This is a genomic window from Phycisphaeraceae bacterium, assembly GCA_019636735.1.
Lineage (GTDB): Bacteria > Planctomycetota > Phycisphaerae > Phycisphaerales > SM1A02 > VGXK01.
Genome location: JAHBWY010000005.1, coordinates 225,296 through 240,688 on the forward strand (window position 1 = coordinate 225,296; position 15,393 = coordinate 240,688).

Annotated in this window: 14 protein-coding genes, 1 tRNA gene and 1 CRISPR repeat array (1 of these 16 running past the window's edge); of the genes, 5 read left to right on the forward strand and 10 right to left on the reverse strand. The window is 66.1% G+C overall.

The genetic code is table 11. The annotated features are described in order from the left end of the window. A CRISPR array of direct repeats spans positions 1-1,486; the repeat unit is 35 nt; unit sequence CTTCAATGGGGCCGCTGCTTTGCAGCAGCGGAAAG; it begins 2,213 nt to the left of the window's first position. Between the two features lie 606 nt (positions 1,487-2,092). The 4 genes from KF724_08945 to KF724_08960 all read left to right on the forward strand — a co-directional run bounded on the left by KF724_08945 (position 2,093) and on the right by KF724_08960 (position 5,334). Then, complete coding sequence (locus KF724_08945; GenBank protein ID MBX3355812.1) at positions 2,093-3,472, forward strand: hypothetical protein; 1,380 nt, start codon at positions 2,093-2,095, stop codon at positions 3,470-3,472. Between the two features lie 152 nt (positions 3,473-3,624). After that, positions 3,625-4,173: a sigma-70 family RNA polymerase sigma factor gene (locus KF724_08950; GenBank protein MBX3355813.1), complete on the forward strand. Its 549-nt coding sequence runs from the start codon at positions 3,625-3,627 to the stop codon at positions 4,171-4,173. Continuing rightward, positions 4,170-4,685 carry a hypothetical protein gene (locus tag KF724_08955; protein MBX3355814.1) on the forward strand — a complete coding sequence of 172 codons (516 nt, stop codon included), beginning with the start codon at positions 4,170-4,172 and terminating at the stop codon, positions 4,683-4,685. The genes KF724_08950 and KF724_08955 overlap by 4 nt, the downstream gene beginning before the upstream one ends. 19 nt (positions 4,686-4,704) lie before the next feature. Continuing rightward, positions 4,705-5,334, forward strand: coding sequence for a UbiX family flavin prenyltransferase (locus KF724_08960; GenBank protein ID MBX3355815.1), 630 nt, complete (start codon positions 4,705-4,707; stop codon positions 5,332-5,334). Between the two features lie 61 nt (positions 5,335-5,395). Here the strand turns inward: KF724_08960 and proS are convergent, their stop codons facing one another. Beyond that, entirely contained in the window at positions 5,396-6,940 is a 1,545-nt protein-coding gene (gene proS / locus KF724_08965; protein MBX3355816.1) for a proline--tRNA ligase, read from the reverse strand. Positions 6,941-6,945: 5 nt separating this feature from the next. After that, on the reverse strand, positions 6,946-7,899 hold the full coding sequence (locus KF724_08970; protein ID MBX3355817.1) for a CHAD domain-containing protein: 954 nt from the start codon (positions 7,897-7,899) through the stop codon (positions 6,946-6,948). A 252-nt stretch (positions 7,900-8,151) separates the two neighbouring features. Here KF724_08970 and KF724_08975 point away from each other — a divergent pair, with 252 nt between their 5' ends. After that, on the forward strand, positions 8,152-9,078 hold the full coding sequence (locus KF724_08975) for an ion transporter (protein MBX3355818.1): 927 nt from the start codon (positions 8,152-8,154) through the stop codon (positions 9,076-9,078). On the opposite strand, the gene KF724_08980 is transcribed toward KF724_08975, so the two are convergent. The 8 genes from KF724_08980 to rpmG form a co-directional block, all read right to left on the reverse strand. Then, positions 9,064-10,980, reverse strand: coding sequence for a phosphatase PAP2 family protein (locus KF724_08980; GenBank protein ID MBX3355819.1), 1,917 nt, complete (start codon positions 10,978-10,980; stop codon positions 9,064-9,066). The two genes, KF724_08975 and KF724_08980, sit on opposite strands and share 15 nt — an antisense overlap. Further along, on the reverse strand, positions 10,980-11,765 hold the full coding sequence (locus tag KF724_08985) for a hypothetical protein (protein MBX3355820.1): 786 nt from the start codon (positions 11,763-11,765) through the stop codon (positions 10,980-10,982). The genes KF724_08980 and KF724_08985 overlap by 1 nt, the downstream gene beginning before the upstream one ends. 9 nt (positions 11,766-11,774) lie before the next feature. Next, positions 11,775-12,743, reverse strand: coding sequence for a putative 4-hydroxybenzoate polyprenyltransferase (ubiA, locus tag KF724_08990; protein MBX3355821.1), 969 nt, complete (start codon positions 12,741-12,743; stop codon positions 11,775-11,777). A 24-nt stretch (positions 12,744-12,767) separates the two neighbouring features. After that, the gene (locus KF724_08995; GenBank protein ID MBX3355822.1) at positions 12,768-13,472 is read right to left on the reverse strand and encodes a hypothetical protein; all 705 of its coding nucleotides are present in this window, start codon (positions 13,470-13,472) and stop codon (positions 12,768-12,770) included. 28 nt (positions 13,473-13,500) lie between these two features. Then, a complete protein-coding gene (gene nusG, locus KF724_09000; protein ID MBX3355823.1) occupies positions 13,501-14,067 on the reverse strand; it encodes a transcription termination/antitermination factor NusG in 567 nt (188 codons plus the stop codon). A gap of 510 nt (positions 14,068-14,577) precedes the next feature. Further along, positions 14,578-14,988, reverse strand: coding sequence for a preprotein translocase subunit SecE (gene secE, locus KF724_09005; GenBank protein MBX3355824.1), 411 nt, complete (start codon positions 14,986-14,988; stop codon positions 14,578-14,580). A gap of 78 nt (positions 14,989-15,066) precedes the next feature. Further along, positions 15,067-15,139, reverse strand: a tRNA-Trp gene (locus KF724_09010). A 44-nt stretch (positions 15,140-15,183) separates the two neighbouring features. Further along, complete coding sequence (gene rpmG / locus KF724_09015) at positions 15,184-15,363, reverse strand: 50S ribosomal protein L33 (GenBank protein MBX3355825.1); 180 nt, start codon at positions 15,361-15,363, stop codon at positions 15,184-15,186. Between the last annotated feature and the right edge of the window lie 30 nt (positions 15,364-15,393).

Genomic DNA, 15,393 nt, shown 5'->3' on the forward strand with positions numbered 1-15,393 from the left:
GCGACCACAACGCTTCAATGGGGCCGCTGCTTTGCAGCAGCGGAAAGCCGTTCGCATCACCAGCCGCTGGGATGCGGTTTGGCACGCTTCAATGGGGCCGCTGCTTTGCAGCAGCGGAAAGGCGCGAGAACAGCGGTGCACCCCGCGAGCATGCCGCCGCTTCAATGGGGCCGCTGCTTTGCAGCAGCGGAAAGCCAGCCGTGGGCGGACGCTGAGATCCCCGATGAATCGCTTCAATGGGGCCGCTGCTTTGCAGCAGCGGAAAGCCAGGAAGCGGCGGTACATACCCTCGCCGCTGTCGGGCTTCAATGGGGCCGCTGCTTTGCAGCAGCGGAAAGCAGACAGATTCGCGGTGTGGTGTCTGTCACACCCAGCTTCAATGGGGCCGCTGCTTTGCAGCAGCGGAAAGGCCACTCGAGGAGGCGATCTCCGTGAGCGTCACGCTGCTTCAATGGGGCCGCTGCTTTGCAGCAGCGGAAAGCGGCGGCGTTCAAAGTGCCGGTGAGCATGCTCAAGGCGCTTCAATGGGGCCGCTGCTTTGCAGCAGCGGAAAGGCTGTGTTCGTGGAACAAGTGGCATCCGCGGAAACGCTTCAATGGGGCCGCTGCTTTGCAGCAGCGGAAAGTCGTCCAGAATGAGTACGGCGGGCTCGCGCGACGACGCTTCAATGGGGCCGCTGCTTTGCAGCAGCGGAAAGGTGGTCGTCATGACTGCGCCACCCTCATATACAAGGCGCTTCAATGGGGCCGCTGCTTTGCAGCAGCGGAAAGTGGATGTTGACCCGGACAGTGCCGCAAGGATGGCCGCTTCAATGGGGCCGCTGCTTTGCAGCAGCGGAAAGTCGATGCCGGCGGCACCTTGCGCCAGGAGCGGGATGCTTCAATGGGGCCGCTGCTTTGCAGCAGCGGAAAGGGTCCGTCACGATCGGCGATGGGGTGGCGCGATAACGCTTCAATGGGGCCGCTGCTTTGCAGCAGCGGAAAGGAACCCCGTCTCGACCTGATCGTAGCCCACGACCGTTGCTTCAATGGGGCCGCTGCTTTGCAGCAGCGGAAAGCGGGACTGGACGGGGAGCCCACGCCTCGCGCCGCATGCTTCAATGGGGCCGCTGCTTTGCAGCAGCGGAAAGTCGTCGAATGCGTAGGGTTTGGCGGTTGTCATCGCGCTTCAATGGGGCCGCTGCTTTGCAGCAGCGGAAAGGGGCGCGTACAGTGCGCGAATGCCTGATGTCACAGATGCTTCAATGGGGCCGCTGCTTTGCAGCAGCGGAAAGCATCATCTCGACCGTGCCGCCGTCGCCCTCGTAGGGCTTCAATGGGGCCGCTGCTTTGCAGCAGCGGAAAGCGCCCCTGAACCGCCCCCTCGATCACGGCGCCCTGGCTTCAATGGGGCCGCTGCTTTGCAGCAGCGGAAAGTGAGTACTCCTAGCCTCCCGAACGGCGTCTATCACGCTTCAATGGGGCCGCTGCTTTGCAGCAGCGGAAAGGCCGCACTCGCTACGCTCGGGAAAATACGGCATTCCCGAGCACTTTGCGAGCGTGGCAGGTCGGTTGGGGTGCGAAGTTCACTTGGGACCAGGTCGGAGGGTCAAAAAACGCCACTGGCGCGATCCCATGGCCGATCGAGCGTGCCCCGGCCCCCCCTGCATCACCGTCGCACTCGCGGGCCGATCTGCACGCGATCGCCGTGGTCAGCCAACGGGCCACGCGGACAGGACCAAGGGGCGGGCCGGAGCTGCCCTCATGCCGCATCTCCAAGCCCGCGCGGACCCTCACCCGAGGGCGATGCGCCGACCTTCAACTCAGTCTTCTCACTTGCCAAAGACCTTGGGTCAAGGCGGCAGTGTAGACAGTCCTCCAGTCGGCGCCGATAGCGCACCCAGGCCTTCCCGCCCCGCGTGCACCGGTCTCGAATCCAATCCCACCTCCCGGCCCGATGAGGGTGAGGCACTCCGCGCCAGCGGGCCCCCGGTGGCGACACACCCGGCAATCCCGCAGATCTCGCGACCGATTCTCCCGTGCGGCGTCGTTCCATTGAGAACGCCCCATCGGATCAGGTGGGGTGTGAGCTCCAGAACTACGAGGCCCCAACCATGATGACCGCCCTTCTCGTCTGTGTTGCGTTCGCATTGCCGCAGCAGGCTGGCTACATCCTCAACGATCCAGGTCATGAGCCTGGTCTCAGTGGTCTGCAATTCGTGAAGTGGGGAGAGCGGACCACGGATGGGTTCCTTGTCGCTCACTATCGGGGTTCCATCACCGATAGCGCCATGCTTGCACAGCGGCGCAGCCTGAGTGCGCCCCGTGGCGCCGATCTTGAGCAGGCGACCCATGCCTACCGCACCCATGCCCGGCAGATCGCCGCCGCCACTGGCGAATACCTGCGAACCTCGCTCGGACCCGCATGGCGTGTGACCCCGATCCACAACGCGTCGAGCATCGAGTTCGCGGGGCCGGCCGATGACCGGAACGGGCGCATGGCGATTCTCGCCGAGGCCATCGAAGCGATCGGCGACCAGATTCGGAGCAAGGAGCGGGCCGACACCCTCACCGACGATCGCGAGAGAGACGAAGCGATCGCCAAGTCGAACGCCGCCGCCAGCCGCGCTGAGCAGGCGCTCTCGCAGGTTCGGATCATGACGCGCGTACTCCAGATCCAGCATGCCGTGGGTGAAGATGCGGCGCGGGCGCTCAAGTTGGCACTCCCTTGGGGATCATTCTCCGCCGTGGGTGGAACCCAGATCGTGGCGAGCGGCACCATGGATGAGCTGGACGCCGCGACACTGCTGATCGCCCAACTCGACCGGGTGGCCATGGTGGAGGCAGCGGAGACGGCCGAGGCCTCTGCCGCGCGCCGCCGAGACACTCCATCGGGTCGACTCCTGGCGAACCCGATCAACATCAACTTCCCCGGAGGTGCGCTGCCGGAGTACCTCGGAATGGTCGGAGGCGCAGCCGGTGCCCAGAGCTGGGTGCTCGAAGATCCGCGCCTTGCGAGGGCCTATGTTCCGGAGATCAAGCTCACCGGTGTCACCGCCGACAGCGCCTTGCGCATGCTCGATGGCCTGACCTTTCCGAGTGCAGACAAGGCGTTTCCGGTGAATGCACGACTCGCCGTGCAGCGCATCGACGCCGCGCCAGGCAGTGAAAGTCCTCCCATCTATCGGATCGGCGCCAACTTCCCGGGGGCAGCCGACCCGGAGTCCGGCAAGTCACCGTCGCCTCGAACGGTCACGGGCGTCTTCGAGGTCGGCTTGCAGCACCTGGGTGACTCCGACGAGGACCTGCAGCGCATTGCCAAGGAGCAGGCGGAGCTGCTGGCCACCATCGAGATCGGCATTGAACTGAACGGCCCAAGCGAGAGCTTCCGTCTGAAACTCCACTCCCCCACCGGCATGCTGTTCGTCTCAGGCACGGGGGAGGAGTTGGCCCTCGTGCGTACCATCATCGAGAAGTGGGCCAGCCAGCGCTGACATGCATTGCTCCGCCGCCTCGCGCCCGAGGTGTGGCCTCTGAGCCCACACCGACGCCGACCCCCACGAGAGGTCACGGAACACGCGTCGTTGGAGCGACGAGCACGCTGCGGATGACTCGCGAGACCGCGAGACCTGCCGGTGTTGCCCCCATGCGGATTCTCAGTGATGAGGATGCGAAGCGACTCTGCCAGGGGATGCTGGCGGGCACCCCCTCCGCACTCGCTGACCTCTATGGCGCACGCTTCGACTGGATGGTGTCGTTCATCTCATCGACCACTCGGCGCGACGAGGCGTTCGCGCTCGACTGCGTGCAGGACGCATGGCTGCGCATTGCCGGTGCTCCCGCGTCCTGCGAGAGCGCCGCGTCGCTCGATGCATGGCTGCGCCGCGTGGCGCTCTCGGCGGCGCTCGATCGGCTGCGAAGCGATGCCTCGCGTCGTCTTCGCGAGTCGCGCGCCGCGGTCACGGAGCTGCGGGATTCGCTTCGCACCATCGAATCGGTCCGCGCGGCGCTCGACTCGGCGATGGACCAGTGCGCTCCCGATGAGCGCGGACTGCTCCTGATGCGCTTCCGTGCGGGCATGACCGTCCGTCAGATCGCGGCCGCGTGCGGGCTTGGCGCCGCGGCCATCGAGAGTCGGCTGCGGCGTACGATTGCTTCGATGCGCGAGGCGATCGATCAGGAGAATCGGCGATGATCTGTCGGCGTGATGAGATTCTCGCCGCGGCGCAGCTCGAGCTTCAGAGGTCACATCGGCGCCGGGTCATGCATCGGCGAGTGCGGAGCTCCGGCGCTGCGCTGGTGACCGTGGCCGCGTTGACGGCGACCATGATGTGGCTGATCCGGCCGACGACTCCATCCGATCCGATGTTCGGCGCCGAGCGCGCCCACGGAGCCGGCGCGCTCGTGTTAGCTCCCGGTGAGCCCTCCGCGTCACCCGACGACGCCGCGACCTCCGCGCAGGCTGCGGCCGCTTCCCCCGAGCCGGGTGAGATCGCAGCGACTGAGACACCCACGCCCGTCCGCCGCGTCAGGATCGAGATCGTGACCTCAGTTGAACCCGCGTCGGGGTTCGTGGAGGTGCTCGATGATCGCGGCCTCGAGCGCGCCCTGAGTCAGCTCCCGACCCCTATGGGAGTCGCCGTGATCGGCGGCCGTACGCACCTGGTGGCGAATCCATTCATCGATGCCAGCGAACGCCTTCGCTGAGCCGCGTAGGCTTCCACTCATGCGTCGCTTCATCATCGGCATCACAGGCGCCAGTGGCGCCATCTACGCTCGGCGCGTGATCCAGGCGATCACCGCGGCGGAGTGTCGCGTTGAACTGGTCGCCAGCCCCAACGGCCGGCGACTCGTCTTCGACGAGCTCGACATGAAGCGTCTCGACGCCGATGCCCTGAGCGACGGTCGCGGTGAACTGGTGACCATTCACGCCGACAACGATGTCGGCGGTGCCCTCGGTTCTGGCAGCTTCATGCACGACGGCATGGCAATCGTGCCGTGTTCGGCGAACACGCTGGCACGCGTCTCCGTGGGCGTGACTGACAACCAGCTTCAGCGCGCCGCGTGCGTGGCACTCAAGGAGCGGCGCCCACTGATCCTGGCCCATCGTGAGAGTCCGCTCTCGCTCACTGAGATCGAGGCGATGCGCACGGTCACGCTGGCGGGTGCCGTCGTGCTGCCGCTTGCCCCGGGTTTCTATCTCAAGCCAAGGACGATCGACGAACTCGTCGACTTCATGGCCGCGCGCATCCTCGACCTGCTGAAGGTGCCGCACTCGCTCAGCCGGCGGTGGGATGAGCACCGCGACGCCGAGCGCGCGGAGCGCTCGGCCGCTCGCACGCTGCCGCTTCAGTGAACGGTCGTCCGAGCTCGATGCTCAATCTACTGCCCGCGCCCCCTCTTGGCGATTACCGCCATCAATACGCCTTCGCGAAGATGACGCGCTTCTGTGCAGGCTGCCCAGTAATGACACACGGTCCGGGATCATCCGCGCCCTCGAGCGGAATGCAGCGCACGGTCACGCCGAGCCGCTCCTTCACCTCGGCCTCCACCTTGGGGTCGAGGCAGAATCGGGCGAGCGCAAAGCCGCCGTGTATGTCCGGGGGCGAGTTCTCATCGGCCTGCCTCTTCGGCGTGAAGAACGCCTCGAACTCGGTGCGGTCGTCGATCTTCCGCGTGTGCTGATCGCGGAATGCGCTCGCCCGAGCCATCAGGCTGTACTGGATCTCGTCGAGAATCTCGGCGCAGCGCTCGATGAACTCGGCGCGCTTCACGCCCACCTTTTCCTTGGGACCCTTGTCGCGCCGCGCCATGAAGACCGAGTCCTGCTCCATGTCGCGCGGCCCCACTTCGAGACGGATCGGTGCGCCGCGCTTGATCCACTGCCACGCCTTGTCGCCGCCGGGAAGGTCGCGCGCATCAACTTCGACCTCGATATCACGATCGCCATGGCGCCGCCTCCGCAACTCCGCCGCGAGTTCGTGACACCACTTCAGAATCTGCTCGCGCAGCTCGGGCTTGTGCAGCACCGGCAGGATCACCACATGCGTCGGCGCGAGCTTCGGCGGCACGATCATGCCGTCATCATCGCCGTGGGTCATGATCAAGCCGCCGACCAGGCGCGTGCTCACACCCCAGCTCGTGGTCCAGGCGTGTTGCAACTGCCCCTGCGTGTCGAGGAATCTGATTTCACTCGCCTTGGCGAAGTTCTGGCCGAGGAAGTGGCTCGTGCCCGCCTGCAGCGCCTTGCGGTCCTGCATCATCGACTCGATGCAGAAGGTCTCGACGGCCCCCGGGAACCGCTCGGCGGGAGTCTTGACGCCCTTGATGACCGGCATCGCCATGAAATCGCGTGCGAAAGTCTCATAGACATCGAGCATGCGGCGCGTGTGCTCCATCGCCTCTTCGGCGCTCGCGTGGGCGGTGTGTCCCTCCTGCCAGAGGAACTCGGCCGTTCTCAGGAACAGTCGCGTGCGCATCTCCCAGCGGACCACATTGGCCCATTGATTGATGAGCAGCGGCAGATCGCGCCAGCTCTGCACCCACTTGGCGAAGGTGGCGCCGATGATCGTCTCGCTCGTCGGCCGCACCACGAGCGGCTCCTCGAGTTCACCCGTGGGAACAAGCTTGCCGTCCTTGCCCGCTTCCAGCCGATGGTGCGTGACCACCGCGCACTCCTTGGCGAATCCTTCCACATGCTCCGCCTCCTTCTCGAGGAACGAGAGCGGAATGAAGAGCGGGAAGTAGGCGTTCTTGTGGCCCGTGTCCTTGAACATCCGGTCGAGCGCCCGCTGGATGTTCTCCCAGATCGCATAGCCCCACGGCTTGATGACCATGCAGCCGCGCACGGGCGACGGCTCGGCGAGTTCCGCCGCGCGAACGACCTGCTGGTACCACTCCGCGTAGTTCTCCTCGCGCGTGGGGGAAATAGCTGTCTGCGGCTTGCCGCCCTTCTGGCTCATGTCGGTCAGCTCCTCAAGTCCGCCACCGCAGCCGCTGGCCGCGAATGAGCGGATCGACGAGCGTACTCGGAAGCGGTGCGCTCGATGAGGCGGCGAACTTCGCTCCCAGGCATGCGCAGCGCCCGCCGTCCGGCCTTCCGCGCCTGGGCCAGAGCCGCACGATGTTCGCGCTCAAGCAGCCTGCGAAGAGTCTTGAGCTTCGCCTCCGGCGGTGCGATCACGCCACCGGTGCGGGCGAGGAGAAGTCCCGTGTCCCTCGCCATGCCGAGCGCTTCGCCAGCGTCCGCCAGGCCCTCGCGGACCTTCCCGAACCGCTTCGGTCGCCACGACTCCAACAGCATCACCTGGTAGTGAAGACGCTGGCATCGCTTGCGCGTTTCATGAAGCCACTCCGCATTCTTCCGCTGCCACGCGCCCTGAAAGCGCCGACGCGCTCGCTCCCAACTGCGTTCGAAGCCCTCTGCGAGGACGGCCGGAGTGAGTCGAGCGAGCCGGACATGGCTCCAGAGCCTGCGGATTGCCAGCAACCTCGACTTGATGTCCGCGACCGCGCGCTCCGGTCGCCCAGCCGTGCGGCTGACCGCAGACGGCAGGAGCAGCGCCCGCCACTTGGCGAGCACCGAAGCGCGCGTCGCCTTCGGCAACTTCCGCGCCACTTGCGCCAGGACCGCGCTCAGTGCGTCGCGGTCCCGCACACGGGAGAGCGCCCGCGATGACTCGCGGAAGGCATTGCGCAGCAGGATGACGGCGCCTGAGTCCCCACCATGCCGCGCGAGATCGAGCGCCGCGCGGACCCGCTTGGTCGCCTTCCTGAAGCCATGCACCGCCGAGCCGCGCCGTTCACTCGGCCACGCGAGCGCAGCTTCAAGCACCGCCAGCGCCAACTCCACCTGCTCAGCGGAGGCATGCTGAAGGGCAGCCCCGGGAGCCTGCCGCGGGTCCAGCCGGAAGGGAGCCATGCCTCGATGCTACCGCTCCGGGCCCGCACCACACGCCGCGGAATCCGCATGGGATGCAGCGCCACTCAGCAGCACGGTCACGCTCGCCGGACCGGCTGCAATGGGCAGGGAATCCGCACGCGACGCAGAGCTGCTCCGGGGCACGGTCACGCTCGCCGAACCGGCTGCAATGAGCCGGGACTCCACACGGGATGCAGCACCACTCCGAGGCCTCCGCAGTCGGCATCGATCGGCGAAGATAGCTCGCTGATCATGCTCGCCCACCACCTTCATCGAATCGTCGAATCCCACTGGTTCCAACGGACCATCCTCGGGGTCATCCTTCTGGCCGCGATCGTCGTCGGTCTCGAGACCTACCCGGCCGTGATGGCGGAGTGGGGCGGGCTGCTCCACGCTCTTGATCGAATCATCATCGGAATCTTCGTCATCGAGGCGCTCATGAAGATGGGTGCGCTCCTTCCGAGGCCGTGGCGCTACTTCCGCGACCCGTGGAATTGCTTCGACTTCACCATCGTGGTGCTCTGCCTCATTCCGGCGGTGGGTCCCTATGCGGCGATTGCGCGACTCGCGCGAGTGCTGCGAGCGCTGCGGCTCATCACCACGGTGCCGAAGCTTCAGATCATCGTCAGCAGCCTGCTGAAGGGTCTCCCCTCGATGGGCTATGTGGGTCTGCTGCTGCTTCTGCTCTTCTATGTCTATGGAGTCCTCGGGGTCTTCCTCTTCCGGAGCAACGATCCCCTGCACTTCCGCGACCTTCAGACTTCGCTCATCACGATGTTCCGCGTGGTCACGCTCGAGGACTGGACCGATGTCCTCTACATCCAGATGCACGGCTCGGCGCTCTATGTCGGCTATGACGAGCTGAATCACACCGGGCTCACCGCCATCTCGAAGGCGCAGCCGCTTGCCGCGGTTCTCTTCTTCGTGAGCTTCGTGCTGCTCGGGACCATCGTGATTCTCAACCTCGTGATCGGCGTCATCATCTCCTCGATGGACGAGGCGCAGCATGAACGGGAGCAGGCGATGCTCAAGGCGCAGCGCGAGAAGGGCGTCGCGATGTCCGCGGCGGAGGAGCTTCGCCTGCTCGAACACGAGCTTGGAACGCTCATGAACTCCCTCTCGGCGATCCGGCGGCGCGTGGGCGATGAGCGCCCACCGCCCCCGTCACGCGAGGCGTGAGAAACGCCGGCTCGATGCCGGAAAGTCAACCCCCATGGCGAAGGCGTGCAGCACGAATGCGACCAGCGCCACAGCCACCACGCCGGCGGTGAGGCGCGGCGTGGGCCAGGGCGCACCATCGGCCGGAAGCATCATGACCATGGCCCCGATCAGCACCATGCCGATCGAGAGCCATTGATAGAGCCGAAGGCCGCCAATGACCGGCGTGTGCGGCTCGCCTCGAAAGGCCTCTTCGACGAAACGGCTCATGCCCGCGAGCACGAAGTACGCGCCGATGATGATGACGATCGGCGCCCTCAGGAGCGCCAGGCGCAGCAGCATGGCGCCAAGCAAGGCATTGGCCACCATCGAATAGAACGGCGTGGCGTGAATCGGCACCGCGCGAAGTGATGAGAGTCGAACGACACGCGACTGTTCATTCACACAGCGGATCCCGAGCCACGCGCGATCACTCGGAACGGGAGCGCCGTGGCAACACCCCTGGACCAGACAGCGTTTGCGCCCGATGAGTTGCACCCATGGAGCCGCGACGGCGGCGGCTGCGGCGAGCGTCCCAATCTCCACGCCAGTCGCCCACGCCACGAGCGCCACACTTCCCACACCCACCACACTTCCGAAGTACCCGAAGGGCCGAAGCGAGGTCGGCCTTCCCACCACCATCTGCCCCCAGATGGCAGCACCCACGAGTGACGCGATCATGAGCGCCGCGATCCATGCAAGGTCTCCGCCAGCCACGAGCGTGCCCGTGATGAGAACTCCGACGGCCGCCGCCACTCCCGCGAAGACACCGTGATTGATGATTCGAACGGGTCCGACCTGCCACGCACGCCAACTGTTGGCGAGGCGCTCCACTGATCGACGCAACAGGCTCCACACTCGATCGATGCGCCACGACACGAAGAAGAGGAGCGCTCCTGCGACGAGGTCGACCACGGCGTGCATGCCCGTCATGACACACGCGATCACGGCGATGGTGGCCCACGCGCCGACAAGGAGTCGCGGCCAGCGCGACGCAAGCAGCGCCGCCGTCAACAGCGTCCAGAAGACATGGAACGATGGGAACGCCGCCCTGCCGTCGAGACCATCAGCTCGCTCCCACATGAGCAAGTGTCCAGCCACCGACGAAGGCTCAAAGTCGCGCGGCGGGGCGATGAACGGAACGACGAGGTACGCCGTCATACCGAGCGCAGTCCCCCACCACCCGGTCACCATGAAGCGACGAAGCGCTGCCGATGACGGCGCCACGAACGGCGCGACGATCGCGGCGAGGTAGACGCTCGCATAGGGCCACTCGGCCCACTCAAAGACCGGCCAGTGGCGCTCCGGGCCAAGGCGCACATCGATGCCATCGGGCACTGGCAGATGCCCGATCCACTCATAGAGCACCAGCCACGGCAGGTAGAGTCGGAAGAAGACCGCCGCACGGTGTCGCGGGCGCGGCGGGCCGGCGGAGTCCGGCGGAAGCGCCCAGAGTGACGGCTCGCGATTGCGACCGAAGCGACGATCGAGATCGGCGGCTTCATAGCCCATGACGATCGCGATGCAGCCGAGCGACGCGAGCGGCGTGATGATCCAGAAGCCCGCGGCCGAACTCGACGCGATCGCCACACCCGCCGTCGCCATGACGAACCCGAGATAGATCGGATGATCGAGCGCTCGGTACGGCCCGCGCCGCATGAAGCGCGGCGGCGGAAAGGCGTTCATCGGAAGACCGCCACCGAGACGCCAGAGCACGAGCATCGACCACGCCATGAGCGTCACACCGGCCGCGATCAGCGATCCGCCGGCGAGCGGCGAACAGAGCGCCGGGAGTTGCACGATCGCATCGAGTCGTTGCGCCAACACCACGAGCAGCAGCGGAATCGCCACGACGAAGAGGGCGCCGTAGAGCACGCGCGCCATCACCGTGCGGTCTCACTGCGCATGATGACGCGCTCATGCACGGCCCAGCCGGGTGTCGCGCGCCCACCGCCCTGCATCAGGCGCCCCGCGCTCAGCCACTTCGTCTCCTCGACGCTTCGAAGACTCGCAGGCAAGACGCAGCGCAGAAGCGGCGTCGAGCGAAGCACCGTCGTACCAAGCGTGCCGCTCCGCAATGTCGTCGGGGCATCAAGGTCGAGCACGCATCGAGCCGACTCGACTCGATCGAGTCCGATGTCGGCGCCCCGCGTCACTTCACCATCGAGCACGAGGAGTGAGAGCGGACTCTGGCCCGACCAGCGGATCCACACCGCGCCCGCGCCATCGCCGCAGAAGCGCCCCCATTGCAGTTCATCGATCGGCAGCTTCCACGGCGGAATGGAGAGCTCCAGGCGCTCGGCATATCCCCAGCCCTCGATGCGCTCATCGCCGACCTCGACCACCGCCCTTGACCGTGGATGCACACAATGCCAGCGGACCGCGCCGGGCGCCGAGGGAAGAAGATCACACTCAACGGCGGGCGCGGCGCGGTCCCACTCGCCGCGCACCTGCAAGTGCGGATGCGTCCAAGCGAGCGTTGTCCCCTGCTCCTGCGGTGCCGAACTCCTGCGGCGTGAGCGCCATTCGCGAGGCGCTCCCTCGGGTCCGACCGTGAGCACGCTCGACCACCGAAAGTGACAGCCCATCCAGTTGAGTGACGCCCAGTAAAGGAGCGCACAGCGCCCGTCGATGCTGGTCGCGTCCATGTACCACTTGGTGAGATGCATGGAGTGAGCTCAGCCAGCCAGCAGCACGCCCACAATGCCTGCCGCTCCCAGCAGCAGTGAGACGCACCCATTGATGGTGAAGAAGGTGAGCGCCATGCGCGAGGTGCCCCAGCGTCGCACCGTGGCGTGCTCGACAAGCAGGAGCAGCGACGCAGCCACGACTGCGGCCGCGAAGATGACTCCGAGCCGCACATCGCTCCACCACGCCATCACGAGCGACGCGACCGCCACCGCATGGAGCGAGCGGCTCATGGCGAGTGCGCCGCCCCATCCGAAGCGCGCCGGCACGCTGTGCAGCCGCTCCGCCCGGTCAACCTCGATGTCCTGCAGCGCGTAAATCACATCGAACCCCGCCACCCACGCGAGCACCGCCAGCGCCAGCCACCAGATCGATGGCATGGCGAGTGCCGCGGGATCGACCGCGAGCGCAGCGGCGGGCACACTCAGGGCGAGACTCGCTCCGAGCCACAAGTGGCACGCCCAGGTGAAGCGCTTGAAGAGCCCGTACAGCGTGATCCACGCGAGCACCGGCAGCGAGAGGAGCAGCGGCCACCAGTTGTCGCGCAGCACGCCGAACGCTCCGCAGACCGCGATGAACCCCGCCGACGAGAGCACAAGAAGGAGCGCCGCATCGCGCTTCGACACCCGGCCTGCGGGAATCGCGCGCCCCTTCGTGCGCGGGTTTCGTGCATCGAGGTCGGCGTCGAGCAGCCGATTGGCGATCATCGCCGCGGTGCGCGCGGTGACCATCGCCGCAACGACCAGCGCCACCAGCGTGAGCGCATCGACCCAGGTGTTCGACGCTGCGGTGAGCGCGGGAATTGCATCGCTGGCCGCAGCGCGCGAGTCAGGAGCGTGACCCGCGGGCGGTCGCAGTGCCATCACCGCGCCGAGCAACGCGAACGGCAGTGCAAAGACACTGTGCGCCAGCTTGATGTCCCCCGCGACAACCCGAACTCGATGGATGATCGTCGTCACGACGGACCGGGTACCCGTCGCGGCTCAGGCCTCAGCCGCGGCGCCGACTCGGGCGCCAGCGGCGGTCTCGGCCTGCGGCCACGCAGGCCCGCGCGGTGGAGGCGGCGGTGCCGGTGGCGGCGGAGAAGGCGTGTTGCAGACCGGCGGATCGATCGGCAGCAGCCAATGCTGGAAGTAGGTGGGCCGGTAGTTGCTGCCGAAGGCACCCGTGAAGTGCACGGTGGCCATCTGCCAGACGCCATCGGGAGTCAGGTAGACCACATCCACTTGCGCCCTTCCGCCATCGAGGCGCACTTGGCGAACATCGAAGACGGGTGAATCGCCGGGTTGCATCATGCGCGCATCGGGACCAAGGCGACCCGCGACCTCGCTCCAGACCTTCCACTCCGTGCCCGGCGGAAGGTTGAAGATGAGCGGTGCCGACGGCGAGATGTTCGATCGCGTGAACGACACGGCCGTTGCCATCAACTGCGGGCATGGCGGAGCGGCGGGTGCCAGGATCGCCTTCCCTTCAACCGGTGGCCATGTGGCGATCGCTGCGCAGCCCCCTGACATGCAGGACATGCACGCCACCGCCAACACCAGCGCAATGCGAATCACATGAACCGACCAGCTGGGCATGTCTGCCGGTCCGATCATCGCGTTCCTCGCGTTCCTCGCGTTCATCGCGTTCATCGCGTTCATCGCGTTCATCCCGAACATCGCGTGCGTCGCGTGCTTCGCGTTCATGAGCGCCAGTGTACGCCGTCGATCGCGGCTACTTTTCAGCCTTGGCAAGCTGGAGATACTCAAGCTCGATGGGCGCCTGGCGGCCGAAGATGGTGACCAGCACGCGCACCAGGCCCTTGTCAGGCAGTACTTCGTCGACCGTGCCCTCGTAGCTCTGGAACGGGCCTTCCTTGATAAGGACGGCATCGCCCTTCTGGAAGTCCATCTTGAGCTGCGGAGCCTCCTCGGGGCGCCGGCTGTCAAAGAGCATCTTCTGCACTTCAGGCGGCGCCATCGGCGTGGGCCGACCTGCCGTGCCGACGAAGTCGCCAACGCCGGTCGTCTCCTTGATGAGGAAGAAGACATCCTGCGGAATACGGCCATCGGGCTCGAGCTTCATCTCCACGAAGACATAGCCCGGATAGAGCTTGTTCTCGGTGATGCGTGGCTTGCCGCCGCCCTTCATGACATAGGACTTCTCCGTGGGCACCATGATGCGGCCCACGAGGTGGTCCATGCCTTCGATCTGCACCTTGCGGAGGAGCGTTTCGCGCACGCTGCTCTCCTTGTTGCTGGCCACGCGGAGCACGAACCAGTTCATGCCCTCGCGATACATGGGAAGGTCGGTCGCTGGATCGAAGTGACCGGCTTCTTCCTTTGGGGCCTCGGTCTCTGCGCGCTTCGGAGACACGGCGGTCGAAGCTCCACCACCCTGCAAGCCGGCACTATCGCTCTCCTGAGCGCCGGCGCTGGCGGCCGCCTTGCCCTTGCCGCGCTTTGGTGCGGTGAGCGGGTCGAGAGCCCGGTGCGTGGCGACGCCGCTGCGCAGCGTTCCGCCGAGCGACGAGGTCGCCGCCCGGGCGATCGACAGGTTCCTCGGCTTCGGCGCCGCAGCCGGCTCCTCGGCAACCTTCTTCTTGCGGCTGCGCGGCTTCTTCGCGGGGGGTGCCGCGTCGCCAGAGGCGCCCTCGGCGGCCTCCGTTGATGCGTTGTCGCCTGCGGATGGTTCAGTCGACTCCGCAGCCCCCTCCCGGGGAGTTGCAGCCGAGCCAGCGTCCGAATGGGACGCCGGGTGCTCGGCAGAATCGGGTTGCTCGCGATGCTCGATCATTCGACGCTCGACTCCTCAGGTCGCCTGCAACACACCGGCCTGACCCATGATGAATGCCCAGACCACATCGAGCAGTGCGCACACTGTCGCGATGACGAACGAGATGATGAGAACAAGAATGGTGAACCCGACGATCTCTCGGCGAGTGGACCAGTTCACCTTCTTCATCTCGCCTTCGGTGGCGACCAGGAAGTCAACGGTCTTGGGCTTGACGCCAATCAGGTAGTAGACCGTCGCTCCGCCGATTACCGCGAAGAGCAATCCCACCACGAAGGCCACATACTGCACCGTGACGCTGGCGCCGCCGCCGTCGTGGATCTGGCGGTAGAGCCAGACGGCGCCGAGCAGCACCATGAGACCGAAGCCGCAACCGGACATGATCCGCGTCCAGTAGCCCTGACCGCTCTTGTAGACTGCCAGTGACACGAGGCAAACTCCTGTGCTGGGCTTTGGGGGAACTGCGGCGGATGAGCCCAAGGTGATCCTGAGGTCGTCCGAACGCAACACGCCGGGAGGGAATCGAACCCACGACCTGCGGATTTGGAATCCGCTGCTCTACCAACTGAGCTACCGGCGTTCTCTCGCGCGGCGGGCCCACCGCCGCGGTCGACTTCGGAAGCCTTACTTCCGCTTGATCTTGTGGAGCGTGTGCTTGCGGAGGCGCGGGCTGTACTTCATGAAACCTTCCTTGACGCGCTCCGAGATGCCGCCCTTGACGCGGATCTCAGTGCGGTAGTTCAGGTCGCCCGTCTCCGAGCACTGGAGCCACACATATTCGCGATCCAGTGATTTCTTGGCCATGCTGCTCTCCGGCAGAAGGCCTCCGGGCGC